Origin of the sequence: Staphylococcus sp. ZWU0021 (assembly GCF_000798895.1) — a bacterium.
Classification (GTDB): Bacteria; Bacillota; Bacilli; order Staphylococcales; family Staphylococcaceae; genus Staphylococcus; species Staphylococcus saprophyticus.
Genome location: NZ_JTLN01000030.1, coordinates 334,133 through 350,877, shown reverse-complemented (window position 1 = coordinate 350,877; position 16,745 = coordinate 334,133). Strand labels below are relative to the sequence as shown.

Annotated in this window: 15 protein-coding genes; 9 read left to right on the top strand and 6 right to left on the bottom strand. The window is 32.3% G+C overall.

Features of this window, described 5'->3' with window-relative positions; genetic code table 11:
* A complete protein-coding gene (locus L987_RS10770) occupies nucleotides 1–720 on the top strand; it encodes an energy-coupling factor transporter transmembrane component T (protein ID WP_011302335.1) in 720 nt (239 codons plus the stop codon).
* A 9-nt stretch (nucleotides 721–729) separates the two neighbouring features.
* The gene (locus tag L987_RS10765) at nucleotides 730–2,184 is read left to right on the top strand and encodes an ABC transporter ATP-binding protein (RefSeq protein WP_047504610.1); all 1,455 of its coding nucleotides are present in this window, start codon (nucleotides 730–732) and stop codon (nucleotides 2,182–2,184) included.
* Between the two features lie 122 nt (nucleotides 2,185–2,306).
* On the opposite strand, the gene L987_RS14205 is transcribed toward L987_RS10765, so the two are convergent.
* On the bottom strand, nucleotides 2,307–2,918 hold the full coding sequence (locus tag L987_RS14205) for a hypothetical protein (protein WP_231558591.1): 612 nt from the start codon (nucleotides 2,916–2,918) through the stop codon (nucleotides 2,307–2,309).
* Nucleotides 2,919–3,011: 93 nt separating this feature from the next.
* On the bottom strand, nucleotides 3,012–4,379 hold the full coding sequence (locus L987_RS10760; protein WP_231558590.1) for a helix-turn-helix domain-containing protein: 1,368 nt from the start codon (nucleotides 4,377–4,379) through the stop codon (nucleotides 3,012–3,014).
* A gap of 337 nt (nucleotides 4,380–4,716) precedes the next feature.
* Here L987_RS10760 and L987_RS10755 point away from each other — a divergent pair, with 337 nt between their 5' ends.
* The 5 genes from L987_RS10755 (at nucleotide 4,717) to L987_RS10730 (ending at nucleotide 11,249) form a co-directional block, all read left to right on the top strand.
* Nucleotides 4,717–5,733, top strand: a complete 1,017-nt coding sequence (locus L987_RS10755) for a substrate-binding domain-containing protein (RefSeq protein ID WP_047504607.1) — start codon at nucleotides 4,717–4,719, stop codon at nucleotides 5,731–5,733.
* 84 nt (nucleotides 5,734–5,817) lie between these two features.
* Nucleotides 5,818–7,110: an MFS transporter gene (locus L987_RS10750; protein WP_047504604.1), complete on the top strand. Its 1,293-nt coding sequence runs from the start codon at nucleotides 5,818–5,820 to the stop codon at nucleotides 7,108–7,110.
* A gap of 7 nt (nucleotides 7,111–7,117) precedes the next feature.
* The gene (gene xylB / locus L987_RS10745; protein ID WP_156676063.1) at nucleotides 7,118–8,611 is read left to right on the top strand and encodes a xylulokinase; all 1,494 of its coding nucleotides are present in this window, start codon (nucleotides 7,118–7,120) and stop codon (nucleotides 8,609–8,611) included.
* Between the two features lie 18 nt (nucleotides 8,612–8,629).
* Complete coding sequence (locus L987_RS10740) at nucleotides 8,630–9,700, top strand: NAD(P)-dependent alcohol dehydrogenase (protein WP_011302342.1); 1,071 nt, start codon at nucleotides 8,630–8,632, stop codon at nucleotides 9,698–9,700.
* 874 nt (nucleotides 9,701–10,574) lie between these two features.
* Nucleotides 10,575–11,249, top strand: coding sequence for a haloacid dehalogenase type II (locus L987_RS10730; protein WP_011302343.1), 675 nt, complete (start codon nucleotides 10,575–10,577; stop codon nucleotides 11,247–11,249).
* 189 nt (nucleotides 11,250–11,438) lie between these two features.
* On the opposite strand, the gene L987_RS10725 is transcribed toward L987_RS10730, so the two are convergent.
* Together L987_RS10725 and L987_RS10720 are read right to left on the bottom strand one after the other, a co-directional pair.
* Complete coding sequence (locus tag L987_RS10725; protein WP_047504601.1) at nucleotides 11,439–12,608, bottom strand: ArgE/DapE family deacylase; 1,170 nt, start codon at nucleotides 12,606–12,608, stop codon at nucleotides 11,439–11,441.
* A 100-nt stretch (nucleotides 12,609–12,708) separates the two neighbouring features.
* The gene (locus L987_RS10720) at nucleotides 12,709–13,200 is read right to left on the bottom strand and encodes a GNAT family N-acetyltransferase (RefSeq protein WP_011302346.1); all 492 of its coding nucleotides are present in this window, start codon (nucleotides 13,198–13,200) and stop codon (nucleotides 12,709–12,711) included.
* A 222-nt stretch (nucleotides 13,201–13,422) separates the two neighbouring features.
* On the opposite strand from L987_RS10720, the gene srtA reads away from it, so the two are divergent.
* Entirely contained in the window at nucleotides 13,423–14,022 is a 600-nt protein-coding gene (srtA, locus tag L987_RS10715; protein ID WP_011302347.1) for a class A sortase SrtA, read from the top strand.
* Between the two features lie 76 nt (nucleotides 14,023–14,098).
* Here srtA and L987_RS10710 read toward each other — a convergent pair whose 3' ends face one another.
* On the bottom strand, nucleotides 14,099–14,767 hold the full coding sequence (locus L987_RS10710) for an N-acetylmannosamine-6-phosphate 2-epimerase (protein WP_047504598.1): 669 nt from the start codon (nucleotides 14,765–14,767) through the stop codon (nucleotides 14,099–14,101).
* A gap of 165 nt (nucleotides 14,768–14,932) precedes the next feature.
* Here L987_RS10710 and L987_RS10705 point away from each other — a divergent pair, with 165 nt between their 5' ends.
* Complete coding sequence (locus L987_RS10705) at nucleotides 14,933–15,730, top strand: MurR/RpiR family transcriptional regulator (protein ID WP_047504595.1); 798 nt, start codon at nucleotides 14,933–14,935, stop codon at nucleotides 15,728–15,730.
* A gap of 84 nt (nucleotides 15,731–15,814) precedes the next feature.
* On the opposite strand, the gene L987_RS10700 is transcribed toward L987_RS10705, so the two are convergent.
* A complete protein-coding gene (locus L987_RS10700; protein WP_047504592.1) occupies nucleotides 15,815–16,687 on the bottom strand; it encodes an ROK family protein in 873 nt (290 codons plus the stop codon).
* Nucleotides 16,688–16,745: the final 58 nt, after the last annotated feature.

Here is a 16,745-nt window from a genome sequence, read left to right as displayed (position 1 = left end):
ATGTATAATCAAGTATTAAGTCAAAATCATATATTTAACTTTGATCCAAGGATAAAAATTGGACTCATGCTAATTATTTCACTCATTTCACTAACAGGTGGCGTAACGGGTCAGGGCATATTTATCAGATTGATTATAATGGTGATTCCCGTCTTATTATTGATTGTGATAGGGAAATATAAGATTGGCATTGCCTGTATTGTGCTAACCGTAGCTGCTTGGTATGGTGAAGCATTTGTGTCTATTGAACAAAGCCAAGTTGCAACATTACTCGTGTTTGTACCTTCTGGAATTATTACAAGATTTTTGCCTTCTTTAGCCATGGGTTACTATATATTTAAGACAACACAAGTAGAAGTGCTTATTTTAGGTTTAGAACGCATGAAGTTATCTAGAAAAATAACTATCCCAATTGCTGTTATGTTTAGATTTATACCCACAATAAGAATGGAATCAGCATCCATTAAGGATGCAATGAAAATAAGAGGGATTTCTTTACGGTTTGCGTTTAAAAAACCAATGCAATATATCGAGTATCGTATTGTACCTTTATTAAATAGTGTGATTAAAATAGGGAATGAATTGACTATCGCATCCATTACTCGTGGATTGAATTTGACACATAAAAGAAGTTCTATTGTGACGTTGAAAATACGTTGGCTTGATTGGTTATTCATAGTTGGCACACTGCTTTTATGTATAACTTACTATATAGTGTGAGGTTAAAATATGATTCAATTTGAAAATGTATCATTTAATTATGACAATAGCGAAAAAATCTTAAACGATATAAACCTTACTATTAATGATGGTGAGGTTATTTGTTTAACTGGTGCATCAGGTTGCGGTAAAACCACCATAACACGATTATTGAACGGGACGATACCACACTTCTTTCATGGAGAGATAGATGGTCGTATCATTGTGAATGGTAAAGACATTACTAAACAATCTATTTATGAGGTTTCACAAGTAAGTGGCTCAGTCTTTCAAAATCCACGCTCACAATTTTTCTGCTTAAATACAACAAGTGAACTTGCTTTTGAGCCTGAGAATTTTGGTGTGGAGCCAAACGAAATTAATACACAAATTGCTAACAGCGCCTATGAATTTAATATTGAACATTTATTGGATAGAGGTATATTTAATCTTTCTGGTGGAGAAAAACAGTTAATAGCATGTACGACGATTCAAGTGAGTGGTCACGATATCATTATTTTAGATGAACCTTCATCAAATTTAGATTTCAAAACAATCAGCAAACTGCGAAAAATGTTAAATATATGGAAGCAAGAAGGTAAAACCATTATTATAGCTGAACACCGTTTGCATTATTTAATGGATGTTGTTGATCGCTTTATCATATTGGCACAAGGCACAATGCGTAAACAATATGACAAGGATACATTTAATAAACTGAGTCATGAAACATTGGCAGAGTTAGGATTGAGAACAACACATTTAGATAAAATGAAACCTAAAGTTCATCACAATGTCGCATGTGGTACGTTAACGTTGAAAGATTTTAATTTTAAATATAAACCTAGATTACCTTTATCAATTAATATACCTAAAATTGAACTAAATAAAGGTAAAGTGACAGCAGTTATAGGGCATAACGGTTCGGGAAAATCTACATTTGCACGATGCTTAACAGGTGTGGAACGTAAATTCAAAGGGAAAGTTGATAATGATGAAGTTACTTTGAAGCGGGGACATAGATTAAACAATGTCTATTTGGTGTTTCAAGATGTAAATAATCAACTTTTTGCAGAAAGTGTTGGTGAAGAATTACGTTTAAGTCATGCTGATTTAGATGACGAAACAATTCAAAAACAGTTACAATATTATGGTATTTCTCAGCACATTGAACGGCATCCTTTATCATTATCAGGAGGAGAGAAACAACGTTTGGCTATTGCAAGTGCAGTAGAAACAAGCCGTGATATACTTATTTTTGATGAACCATCAAGTGGTTTAGATGGTCAGCGTATGCGAGAAATTAGTGGAATCATCGACGATTTAGCAACTAATGGGCATACCATTATAGTGATCACTCATGACTATGAACTATTACTATCGTGTGCCGATGAAATCTTACATTTAGAAAATGGGCACGTTAAAGATCAATATACAATGAATGATGCAATTTTAGGGAAATTACAATCATTTTTTGAAATATAAAGTTATTGAGTGCATGGATAAAGTAGCGCATATGAACGACTAGGATATAAAGAGAATATTAGGGCTAGCGCGCATGCAAAAGAACCTGAGGCATAAATGGATGTCTCAGGTTCTTTTTTGATTTAATTGATAGAAATCATAATGTTAAGTAAAGCAGATTTTGTTAGCTTGAAAATCAAAGGATCTTTAAAATAATGCATTGTTAATTTTAAACGTGGATAATTCGTTCTGTTTATTTGTTTTAATAGTGATTTATCTATATAGGTTTGGTTTATATTTTGAGGTATTAAATTGTTAATCAGACCATATTCACTATTGATTAAACTAGAAAATATTGGAAATGACTTAATGAAATGATGATTGATATTAACTGAAATCGTTGATTCGCTAAGATTATTAAAAAGTAATATATGATAGTGTGTTTTGGTTTTTGTGACGATAGCATAAGGCAGTGTTGTAATTGGTTGCTTATAATAAGGTGATAACAAACCGTAAATATGAACCACTGGCATAGCACTTTGATATTGATTGAACAACATGATGCGATCATAATCATCAGAATAGTAAGGATAGCCAAATCCTCCAATAAGTTGATTAAATTCAATAAGAAATTGAGTTATTGCGACATGTGTTTCTTGTTTAGAGTAGTGATAGCAACTTTTTATTGCACTATGGGTAAGGTGATTGAATATCAATTTTTTAGCATGCTTAGAACCTAAACTGTGAATAAACAATACGATACGTGCTTTTAAATCAAGGTCCTGTTGTATAGGTGAAATTTTTTGTGTGATTAACTCTGCTAAAGATATTAAATCTAAGTTAATAAATTATAAATCAGTTTCTAACAATGACATAAAGCGACGAATTTGTAGTATATTAGCACTGTTTTCAATAATCTTATCAATTATCACACCAATTTTTATTTGTGGGTAAGACTGTTTGATATTGTTAATCGATTCAGTCATCGACTTAGCTTCATTAAAAGTTAAATCTAACTGTAATGTAATATGATTTAAGTTATTTTTTAATTCAAGCAATAATTTACGCAAAAAAGTACTAGATTGATTTGTTAAAAATTTAGACGTAATTTTAAGCGTAATGTGATAATTTCTATCAATGAGTTGGTGTATAGATGTTAATACTTGTTGTAATTTAAAGGCATTTAAATGAATGATTTGCGTATCTAATATAGATATATTTATTTTTGGAAATACAAGGATATCATTTTGTTCTGAAATCATAGCATCAAAGTGTACTAAGTCATCAAGTCTTTCTAATTGTATGAATGTATGAGGTTCATTAAAAGTATCGCTAAAAGATAATGTTGATAAGTTGAGTGTCTTTGCAATGTGGTCTACACGTTTAGCTGACTTTTGGATTTGTGCAAAATAGTGAATCGTTTTAGCTTGATCTATATCAATTTGTTTGGGCTCGTTATAGTATTCTTGCCTAAAATTATAAATATATTTTTTGGGTGGCATCTGAATGTAATATTTGAAATGTTTTGAATACGTACTTACATTTGTAAATTGATATTTGATAGCCACATCATAAATACTTTGATCATTTTGTATTAAATCAAATAATGATAAAGCAATTCTTAATGAAGTAGTGTAATGCTTAAAGTTCATATTTAGAATACTGGAAAATAATATTGAGATATATGATTGTGAAATATAAAATGCTTTAGATACATTCTTCGTACTTATTTTATGATAGATATTGTTATGTATATATTCAGTTATTTGCTGCAATAGCGGATGTTTGGTATTAAGTGGTGGAATATAAACTGTATTTAAGGTTACTTTAGCTTCTTTAATTAAAAAGTCAATGATATTTGAAATATAAAGACTTGCAGTGTTTTCATCTTGTAAGGGTAAGTGCAAATTCTCTAGTATTAAATTTCTAAACTGTTCTACAAGTTTGATGTGATTGAAATCAAAGTAAGAGGTTGAAAGACAGGTATCTTTTTCAAAAAATAATTGTAAAGGCAAACTTAGTTCTACTAAATCTTGTACATCGAACATTTGAAATAGATCAGCGTTGTTAATGATGATCCCGTCTTCAATGGTAATCGTTGATCCATTTAAATTGATTTTACAAGGTTTATTTAAGGGGAGTAGTATAATAACTTTGTTTATACATCTTTTTAATTCAGTTGTGTAATGATTTCTAATTGATAAGGAACTAATCACAAATATCACCTTTGCCTAGATAAATAACGATTGATTTAGATAATAATATTATTATTGTACAACTTCATTGTTTGAAAATGTTGAATATCTAAATTTATTAATATAAAGACTATTTGAAATAATTAATGAGGGGTGAATTTATTTATATTTTAGATTTTGTACAGATGGTATTAAAAAGTTGGGGTGTTGGATTAATAAAAAGATGTCTAAGAAAACTTGAAGCGAGGAAATTCAAAATTTGTTTGGTAGCGCTTGCAAAAACAAAGATTAGTTCTTATAATGTATATATTGACTTGTAAAAGTCTACAGTATAACTTAAACGTTTAAGGTGAGAGAGATGAAAAATAATAAACCTACTTTGCATGACGTAGCTCGTGTGGCCGGTGTATCCATTGCCACAGTATCAAACGTGTTGAACAATAAAAGTTCTGAATTAAGTGATAAAACCAAAGATAAGGTGCTAAATGCCATAGAAACATTGAACTATGAACCTAATCAATTTGCTAGGGGATTAAAGACAGGACGTTCCAATATTATTGCATTTATTATCCCAGACCAAAATCCTTTTTTTACAGAAGTGTTAACTGAGATAAGCCACGAGTGTCAAAAACATCATCTACATGTTGCCGTTGCATCTTCAGAAGAAAATGAAGACAAACAACAAGATTTAATAGAAACATTTGTATCACAAAATGTAAGCGCTATTATACTTGTGCCAGTGAAATCAAAATTTCAAATGAAGCGTGAGTGGTTGAAAATACCGATAATGACGTTGGACAGAGAGCTTGAATCTACAAGCCTACCGTCTATAACCGTTGATAATGAAGAAGCGGCTTATATTGCAACAAAACGTGTTTTAGAAAGTACATGTAAAGAAGTGGGATTACTACTTGCGAATCCTAATATTAGCACTACAATCGGCAGGAAAAATGGCTATAATAAGGCTATTTCCGAGTTTGATTTAAATGTTAATCCGTCATTAATTCATTATAGTGATCAACAATTAGGGACAAATGCTCAAATCTATAGTGGTTACGAAGCTACGAAGACTTTGCTAAGTAAAGGGATTAAAGGAATTGTTGCTACGAATCATTTATTACTGTTAGGCGCGTTACAAGCCATAAAAGAAAGTGAAAAAGAAATTAAAAAAGATGTTATTATCGTGGGTTTTGATGATAGTTATTGGAATGAAATTTATACACCTAAACTTACAGTAATATCTCAACCAGTTAAAGAAATGGGTCAGGTTGCAGCAAAAATGATTTATAAATTGATTAAAGGTAAGGATGTAACGTCAATCAAACTATCGACAAAATTGATTATCCGTGAATCGTGTTCATTTAATAAAACTTAAAAAATCCATGACTATATGGGTTTTTATTGAATTTAACTTAAACGTTTAAGTAAAAGATGGTTAATCATAAAGGGGGAAATTAATTTGGATACTTCAAGTAATAGCGTGAGAGAAAAGACTTGGATGGGAGTACCGAGAATCATATTTGCAGCGCTCATTGCAATATTCATTTTCATGACAGGTGATGGCATCGAACAAGCATTTTTATCAAAAAACATTGTTGATTTAGGTTTTTCAAGCGGACAAGCATCACTTGTATTCACAGTATATGGTGTCATGGTAGTCGTCGGTTCATGGTTAGCGGCAGTTTTATCAGATGTCTATGGTCCGAGAAAAGTGATGGTTCTAGGAACAGTTATTTGGTTAGTATTTCACATATTATTTTTAGTTTTTGGGCTTGGTTTAGAAAATTACAGTATGATGTTGCTCATGTACGGTATTAGAGGATTAGGTTATCCTTTATTTTTATATGGATTTTTAGTGTGGGTAACATATATTACGAATAAAGCGCGGTTGGCAACTGCTATAGGTTGGTTCTGGGCAATGTTCTCAGTAGGTATGGGTGTGATTGGTACATATTTACCAAGCTTTACTATCCCTCATATAGGATTTATGGGCACACTTTGGATGTCTGTCATCTGGATCGGGGTAGGTGGATTAATTGCATTCTATGTCGTTGGCAAGAGAAATATTAAACCTAATGTGGATAAGCCTATTAAAGAAAGATATGTAAAAGTACTTAAAGAAGTGGGGATTGTCTATAAAAATCCAGATATTATTAAAGTGTTTGTAGTTAGGATTATTAATCAGCTTTCTCTATTTGGATTAGTCGTTATTTTCCCTGTTTTATTTACAGATACGATTGGTTTTACAATGCAACAATGGCTATGGACATGGGGAACGATGCATATTACTTGTATTGTAGGAGATGTCGTATGGGGTATTGTAGCGGATAAGATTGGATGGAAACGCCAAGTCATGTTATTTGGTTGTATAGGATGTGGCATTACAACGTTACTTTTCTATTATTTACCAATATTGAGTGGAGATATATTTGCTATTGCTATTTTATGTGCAGTGTTATTTGGTATTACGCAGTCAGCATTTGTTCCAATTTTTGCAATTTTTACTGCATTAGAACCTGAACATATTGGTGCAACGTTATCATCACATAATTTAGCTGCAGGTTTGAGTAATTTTGCTGCACCAGCCATTGCAACACTGTTCTTACCAATATTTAATGAAGTTGGTGTCGTATGGGCATTTGCAATTTGTTATTTCGTGGGTGCAGTGATTACTTACTTTATAAAAGTACATCAACCGGGTATAGATGATCGTAAAGTAACTGAAATGAATAAACAAACACAAACTAATTAGTAAAGGAATGATTTTAGTGGAAGAGGTCGTTCTAGGTATCGATTTAGGTACAAGTGCAGTTAAAACAATCGCAGTTAATAGAGATGGGCAAGTAGTTGGTCAAATGAGTGAACCATTGACATTAATTCAAACTGAACCTGGTTATAATGAACAAGATCCAGATTCGTGGGTTGAAGCGGTTATGAAAAGCATTAAAGAACTGCTTAAGTTAGATGAGTTGAAAAATAAAAAAATATCTGGCGCATCGTTCTCCGGACAGATGCATGGATTAGTAGCACTGAATCACCAAGGCGAACCAATTAGAAATGCAATCTTATGGAATGACACAAGAACGACACAACAATGCCAATCAATCAAAAATCAGTTTGGAGAAACATTGCTGAAAAATCCAATACTAGAAGGATTTACTTTACCTAAATTATTGTGGCTACAAGAGAATGAACCAACACATTGGCAAGCATTAGATGTGTTTTTACTACCTAAAGATTATGTTAGATACAAAATGACTGGTGATATTTCAATGGAATATAGTGATGCTGCAGGTACGTTATTATTGAATACAGATACAAAGCAATGGGATACACGAGTAGGTGAACAATTAGCAATAGGTGATATATATCCTAAGTTAATTAATTCGCATGATTTTGTTGGTAATTTAACAGAAGATGTAAAAGCAGCATTAGGGCTTGATAATGATGTCGCTGTATTTGCTGGCGGAGCTGATAACGCTTGTGGCGCCTTAGGAGCAGGGGTTATAAATGAAGCACAGGCTTTATGCAGTATAGGAACGTCTGGTGTTGTATTAACTTGCTCACAAGAAAATGAAAAATCATTAGGAAACAATATACATTATTTTAATCATGCATTGCCTCAAATGACATATACAATGGGGGTGACTTTGAGTGCAGGAGATAGCTTGAATTGGTTAAAACGTACAATGTTTGATGATGAATCCTTTGATGATATTGTGCAACAGGCTGCCGAATCTCAAATTGGTGCCAATGGTTTACTATTTGCCCCATATTTACAAGGTGAACGTACACCTCATGGTGATGCATATATAAGAGGCAGCTTTATTGGTTTAAGTAGTAATACAGTTAAGGCTGATTTTGCACGAGCAACAATTGAAGGGATCACATACTCGCTTTATGAATCGTATCGATACATGATGCAAGCGAACAGTAACAGTAATCGTGTTATTTCGATTGGTGGAGGATCTAAAAGTAATTTTTGGTTACAGCTTCAAGCTGACGTCTTTAACGCAGAGGTCACACCTTTGAAATATGAGGAGGGACCAGGTATGGGTGCAGCAATGCTGGCAGCTTATGGATTGGGTTGGTTTAAATCTATGGAAGACTGTGTAGATGCTTTTATTGAATATGATAAAACGTATTATCCAAACCTGGAAAACCATAAAAAATATGAACAGTATTATAACGTTTATAGACAAATTTATGAACAAACACAGACATTAACGCAACAATTATTAACTATTAAATAATATAGGAGGAGTACAATTATGGAAAAAAATATACCAGAAACAATGAATATCTCATTATTAAATAAGCCATTTGATATGGAAATGAAAGAAGTTAAAGTGCCGAAGATAGGCGCAACAGATGTCTTGGTAAAAGTGATGGCTGTAGGGGTATGTGGCTCAGACGTACATTATTATGAGCACGGACGTGTAGGTGAATTTGTAGTTGAAAAACCTCTCATTCTAGGACATGAGTGTTCAGGTGTAGTGACCGATGTAGGTAGTAATGTAACAAGATTTAAAGTCGGGGATAGAGTAGCGATTGAACCTGGTGTGCCTTGTGGTGAATGCGAGTATTGTAAATCAGGAAAATACAATCTATGTCCGGATGTAGAATTTCTTGCAACACCGCCAGTTGACGGTGCATTTAGTCAATATATCAGCCATCCTGAGGGCTTTTTATTCCATATACCAGAAGCATTATCATACGAAGAGGCAACCCTTAATGAACCATTTTCTGTAGGTGTGCAAGCTTGTAAAAGAGCCAATGTTCAACCAGGCTCAACAGTGGTTATTATGGGAATGGGACCAGTAGGGCTCATGGCAGTTGTGGCAGCCAAGGCATTTGGTGCTACAAAAATTATTGTATCTGATCTTGAAAAAATACGTCTAGACGAAGCATTAAAATTAGGTGCAACACATGCAATTAATATTAAAGAAGAAGGTGTGGCTACACGAATTAATGAAATTACAAAAGGTAAAGGTGTTAATTATGCATTTGAGACAGCGGGTAACCCAATTGCTCTACAAAATGCTTTAGCTGCTTTAAACAATGGTGGTACATTAGCTATTGTTGGTTTACCTCAACAAGAAAATATTGAGTTAAACATTCCTTTTATAGCAAATCATGAAATCAATATTGTAGGTATTTTTAGATACGCAAATACGTATGATATGGGTCTAGAAATGTTGGCGTCCACATCAGCAGATTTAAACACGATGTTCACGGATGCTTATGATTTAAATGAGGCAAAAGAAGCGATGGAACAGGCGAGAACGAATAAGAGTGGATCATTAAAAGTAATGGTTTATCCTAATGGTAAACCTGAATAAATTGATTATAAATAGAAGAACTAAAGTCACAGCCTGAATGTGACTTTAGTTCTCTTTTTAATGCACACACAATTAAGCGCACATTTTAAGAATGTAGTTTTATATCATAGATTAAAATGGGTGCATAAAGTTTAATTCTGGGAATGGAATATAACTATGATAATTAACGGCACATCACAAGCCTCGATATAAACACACACATTCTATATGAATATTATATAACTTATAATGTATCTTTACAATATTAAATCAAAAAAATTTTAAAGATAAAACGATTTTAATTGCGATAAATACTAATTACTGCTATAAAGTATTCATGATGACGTCGCATTATCATTAAGTGCACGTTTATTTGCTTTATATATATAAAGCGATTGATTTATATATGAAGATTAGAGAAGAAATGATTAAAAATAAAGTGAATAATCCATTGAATACTGAATTACTAAAAATATTAACAAAAGTAATCTGACTCAGGGCCATTAGAAAAACAGAACCGGTTGTTTAAATTTCAAGTAAGTCGAATGAAAATAGTAGGATTGCAATGATTATTAAATAACCCAGTGCTATGAAGAACAAGTTTAATAAATCTACCAGAAAAAGTTTTTTCATATCAACCAGCCTCCTTTTTACTATGCTATAACCGTTTTAAGATTATATAATCTGCATAGGTGCAATTTTAAAAATTCTTAATATTTAGCATGTTAACTATAATTAAAGTGTTTATATGAATCGAATGATTGAAGACATTAAAAAATTTAATTAATTAGGTTTAGTAAGCTATATATAGAATTTGAGTAAAAACGGTTTTGATTGATTAAATTGGTGATAAATAGTAAGTAAGTTTGATTTTTGGATGAAGGGGAGGTTAATGATGTATAAAGCGATTATTTTTGATGTGTATGGCACTATTTTTGATATATCTTCACTTGAAAAGCATATGGACCAATTTGATGAAGCGCAAGCATCTTCTATCTCACAATTATGGAGAAAAACACAATTACAACATATGTTTTTAAAACAAATTATGCAACGTTATATCACTTTTGATGATTTAACTAAAGATGCTTTGCGATATACGTTAGATGAACACAAAGTACAATATAATAGAGAAGATATTAATCAATTGTTTGATGCTTTTTTAGATCTAGACTATTTTAAAGAAATACCAAGAGTATTTTCGGATTTAAAAGCTAAAAATATAGATATAGGTGTGCTATCGAATGGTAATGATAGCATGTTAATGCCTTTAGTTGATAATTCGAAAATCAGTGAATATATTGACACTGTCATGAGTGTGGACGAAATTAAACAGTATAAACCAAGTCCTGCGAGCTATGCTTTAATATTAAATTATTATCATTTGACTAGAGAAGAGATTTTATTTGTTTCCTCAAATTCATGGGATATTACAGGTGCTGCAAACTTTGGTTTTGATACCGTTTGGATAAATCGTGACAAAGTACAATTCGATTATAATGGCCAATCTCCTACGATGACTGTGAGCAATCTTAATGAGTTAGTTAAATGGTTAGAAATGAATAAATAATAAAATAACATTGTGAAGTTTAGTGAAAATTTTGGATTACTTTATGTTGATAGTTGTTATAAGTGAATTTAATATTGACTGAAGAAGAAATAAACTCTATACCCATTGCCAAATAGAAAAAGAGCTTGAGCCACTTATTTGTGTCCCAAGCTCTTTTAGTACATCTTGTATTAAAAACAATATATTAGATTATTTAAAGTCATTCAAATATTGTGGAAGCATTTGTGTGTAAAGATCAATGAATGTTAAGTACGTATCTTTATATACATATTCGTCAACTTGATGCGCTTGTCCTGTTTCACCTGGACCATACATAACAAATGAGAAATCTTCACCTTTATCTTTCATTAAATAAGACGCATCAGTAGTTGCTGTAGAAGACGTAACATCTAAATCTCTGTTGAAATATTCATCGCCTAAAGATTTTGCTGATTTTAAGAATTCATTGTCACCAGTCGTATATACTGGATCACGATTAACATAAGGATTAACAGTAATATCGGCGTTATCTTCTTTTTCTACTTTTTCTTTTATACTGTTGAATAAGCTTTCGAATTTTTTATTATCATATGCAGGAATGGTACGCATATTAAATAATGATTCTGCGTATTCAGGAATGGAATTCACTTGATCGCCACCATTGATAATCGTTGAATTCATTGTAGGTGTACCTAAAAGTTTACTACGAACATCTACTTTATTATATTCAACATTTAAATAGTGAATAAAATCAACGAGTGGATTAATAGCATTAAATCCAAGTTCTGGCATTGAACTATGTGCGGATTTACCTTTTGAAATCACTTGGATATCCATCGTACCTTTGTGAGTATAAACAATACCATCTTGTGAAGGCTCAGCAATTAATAATGCTTCAACGTCATCCATATAACCTTTTTCATGCAATAAAGCAGCTCCATTACTCGTTACTTCTTCACCAGCAGTGGCCATAAAGCGAATGGTACCTTGATTTAATGTACCTGCTTTTTTAATTTCTATTAAACTAATAGCGAGTGCTGCCAACCCTGATTTCATATCAGCAGAACCACGGCCGTGTAATCTACCCTGATCATCTTCTGTTAATTTAAATGGATCATAGTTCCATTGCTCTGTATCACCTGTTGTAACGACATCCATATGTCCTGAAACTCCAACCACAGGTTTGCCACTTCCAATTTCAGCCACCAAGTTTGCACGTGAAGATTCATCTTCTAATTCTAATATTTCGGAATTAATATCATATTGTTTAAATAGTTTTTGTAAATAATGTGCAACATCTAACTCTTTTTCATTTACGGATTGAATTTCAATGATATCTGATAATATTTTCACGCGTTCTTCATTAGATAATACTGACATGTAAACACTCTTTCAATTGATATATATACAGTAATATATACCACTAACATGCATTTTTAAAACGCATAGGAGAAGTGAGTTGATGTCGTAATGACGTGTTTTATTTGCTTAAGTCAAGTTGATAAAATGCAAGATCTAACCATTTATCGAACTTATAACCAACATTTTGTATCGTACCTGAGTGTTGGAAATCGAATTTTTTATGCAAATAAATACTATTGTCGTTTGTAGCATCAATACCTGCAACGAGTGTCTTATAACCTTCAACCTGAGCATGATTTATAAGTTGTTTGAGTAGTTGTGAAGCGATGCCTTTACCTCTATGATGTTCATTTACGTATATAGAATGTTCAATTGAGTATTGGTATGCAGGCCAATCACGGAAAGACCCATAAGTAGCAAATGCAACAGCTTCACCTTGTTCTTCGAAAACAAAAATAGGTTCATTATTTTGAGATTTATTTTCAAACCAAATTTCACGTGATGCTAAGGTCTGTGGCTTATACGAGTATACTGCAGTTGTATTTAAAATTGCATCATTATATATATCTAAAATATTTGGCAAATCACTTTTAGTAGCATGTCTTATCATTATATGACCATCCTTTGTTTTTACTATGTTTCAAATTAAATAATAAAATCATTAAATACCTCAGTGCAAAATTTAGCAAATGTATGTTATAAAAGTTAACATTTAGTAGCATTATACTTCTTTTGGTATAGTTAGATTAAGGTACATCATACATTATAAGTTGTGCTATACTTATTTATAATATTTGAAGAAAAGATGATTTGGAAAAGGAGTTACACGTGTATGAAAAAATGGGGGAATCGACTCATTACCTTAATTGGTGTGCTATTCATATTAGCAGCGATTTATTTATTCGCTAAACCGCATATTGACCAGTATTTACATGAAAAAGAAAGCGAAGAAAAAATAGAAACGTATGATAAAGATGCTGCAAATAAAAAAGAAAACAAACAGGAAATTCCAAAAGATAAATCTGAGATGGTGGGATACTTAACAGTCCCAGATGCAGAAATAAAGACTCCTGTTTATCCAGGACCGGCAACGCCTGAGCTGTTAGATAGAGGTGTTAGCTTTGCAGAAGCGGATGAGTCGCTAGATGATCAGAATATTGCCATTGCTGGTCATACTAATATCGGATCGTCTGATTATCAATTTTCTAATTTAAAAGAAGCGAAAAAAGGCAGTGAAGTGCGCTTTAAAGTAGGCAATAAGAACAATGTCTATAAAATCACAAAAATATTTGATGTCAAACCTGAAGATGTGCAAGTTTTAGATGAACACAAGTCTAGTAAAAAACAATTAACGTTAATTACTTGTGACAACTATAATGAACAAACAAATACTTGGGAAGATCGTAAAATATTTATAGCTGAAGCGGTATAAGTTTAAATAAAAGACCTTATCATAGAAATGATGACACGATACAGATCATTCTTAAGATAAGGTCTTTTTTATTGTATTATTTATCAAAAGCATTGATAAAACGTTTTGTGATTTCTTTCGGTCTTGTTATCGCGCCACCTACAACAGTACAATGAACACCTAAATCTGTTACATCTTTAAACATTTCAGGTGTAATTACATTACCCTCAGCAATGACTTTAGCATTTACATGAGCCAAGACATCTTTTAAAAAATGATAGTTGTTTTCATATAAAATATGACCTTTTGTATATGACGTATACCCACGTAACGTAGTGCCGACATAGTCGAAACCAAGTTCATCTGCATTTTTAGCTTCTTCAAGTGTAGAAATATCCGCCATAATTTCAACGTTTGGTGCTTTATTTCTTATATAGGATACAAGCTCTGATAATGATTCTTTAGGACGAGTTTGTTTGGTTGCATCTAATGCGATGACTTCGCAGTTACTTTCAATTAATTCATCGATCTCTTTACTTGTAGCCGTGATGAAAACGTCAGAATGCGCATAATCACGTTTTACTATTCCAATTACTGGTAAGTCGACTTCTTTTTTGATTTCAATAATGTCTGCTTTAGAATTCGCTCTGATACCAACGGCTCCACCTTCATATGCTGCTAAGGCCATTTTAGACATAATAAAAGATGAATGTAATGGTTCATCTGGTAATGCTTGGCACGATACGATTAATCCCTGTGGTAACATAATTGCACTCTCCATAACTTTAGTAGATTTAATTGAATATTTATATTGTATTAGATTTGTATTTTCAATATAACACAAGAAAATATTAATCAATACATTTCGTTGTTATGAAAAACATTTTCATTTATAATATAATGAAATCAAAATTTGGAAGCAGGGGATTATATGAAATTTGAGAATCGCATTCAACGCTATCATCATTTATTTACAAAAACAGACAAACAAATTGTTGAATATATTCAAAGTAATCATTTTGATGATTCATTTTCAACAATCAATTCATTGGCGCATGCGATTGGAACATCGCCAGCAACGATTACGCGCTTTAGTAATAAATTAGACTATGATAATTTCCAAGATTTAAAATTTAATTTACAGCAAGAAATGACGGATAAAGTGATAGAAAATAGTCCGTTGATTCAGCGTATTCATAAATATCATCAAGATATTATCCAACAAACTGGTGAATTTATATCTGATGAAAAAATTCAAAGTTTTGTAAATCAAATCATGAGAAGTAGACAAATTATTTATGCGGGTTTAGGTAGTTCTGGTTTATCTGCGACAGAGTTTTATTACAGAATGATGCGCATGGGATTAAAAGGTAGTGTATCGACAGATGCGCATCAAATGAAAATATTTGGATCATTATTAACAACTTCTGATACATTTGTTGCCATTTCAAATAGTGGGGAAACTGCTGAGTTAATTGCAGCAGCTGAAGTGGCACACGCGCGTGGGGCCTATGTGGTTGCTATAACAAATTACGAAGGTAGTACATTGACGGAATGTGCAGACTTGGTATTAATTACTACGGCTCAATCAAGAATCAATGATTCAAGATTTATCAATACACAAATAGCGACACTTTTTTTAATAGATATTGTAAGTTATTTACTGTTAGATGACGATTATATGCATAATGTCTATCAACATACGAAAAAGACTGTGCTGAATGAATAGCATTTTATATGTAGGATGTTGTTACTTAAAAGCGCACTTTATCAAACCATATTTGGTTTTGATAAAGTGCGTTTTTTTTAATTATTAAAATTGTGAAACTGCACCAAATAGTGAAGCATGATTCTTAGTGTGTGTCGTTTTAATTTCGGCATGACCATATTCAGGTGGAAGGAAATTCTGAATTTTAGGAACGATATATTTAAGTAAAGTTTGATCTTGAGCAGAAATCCCTCCACCAATCAGAATTAAACCAGGATCATACATGATTTGTATTTGTGCTAGGCCTTCTGCAACATTAAAGCTCCATTCATTTAGAATATCTAAGGCGAGTTCATTGTCTTGATCCGCCAATTTAAATAGCATTGGCACATCATCGCTATAAGGGAATGATTTGGATTTCATTAAAAATTTAAGTGCTGTAGTAGAAGCGCGTTGTTCAAATGTTAATTGATCTTCAGAGCGATATAGTAGGTAGCCAATCTCATTGGCACGATGACGTGTGCCATTGTATAAACCTAAAGTTTGATTATAAAAAGCACCACCAATACCAGTTCCCAAAGTAAGACAAAAAATGTTATCTACATCATATTGATGAAAATAAAGTTCTCCTAATAAAGCCGCATTAACATCATTGTAAATTTTGACATCCGCATTGAGTGATGCTAACAGTTTGGGGAAATTTGTGCCCCTAAAATTAGGAATGGTAGGGCCAGTATAATCAACCACGCCATTGGTTTCATCTATTACACCTGCGCTGGAAATGCCTACATGCAGTGGTGAAAGTTTATAGGTCATTTGAAAATGTTTAACAATGTCATAAACTTTGTCAACGATGTATTCATTGGTATTATTCGGTGTGGGTATTTTTTGATAATCTACAAAATTTAAGCCGTTATCTAAAACAGCAGCTTTGATATCAGTGCCTCCGATATCAATTGCGACTTTATAATCCGTCATTTATATTGCCTCCTGTAATGTATTCAAATATATATGTATCATTTTTAAATTTAAAAGT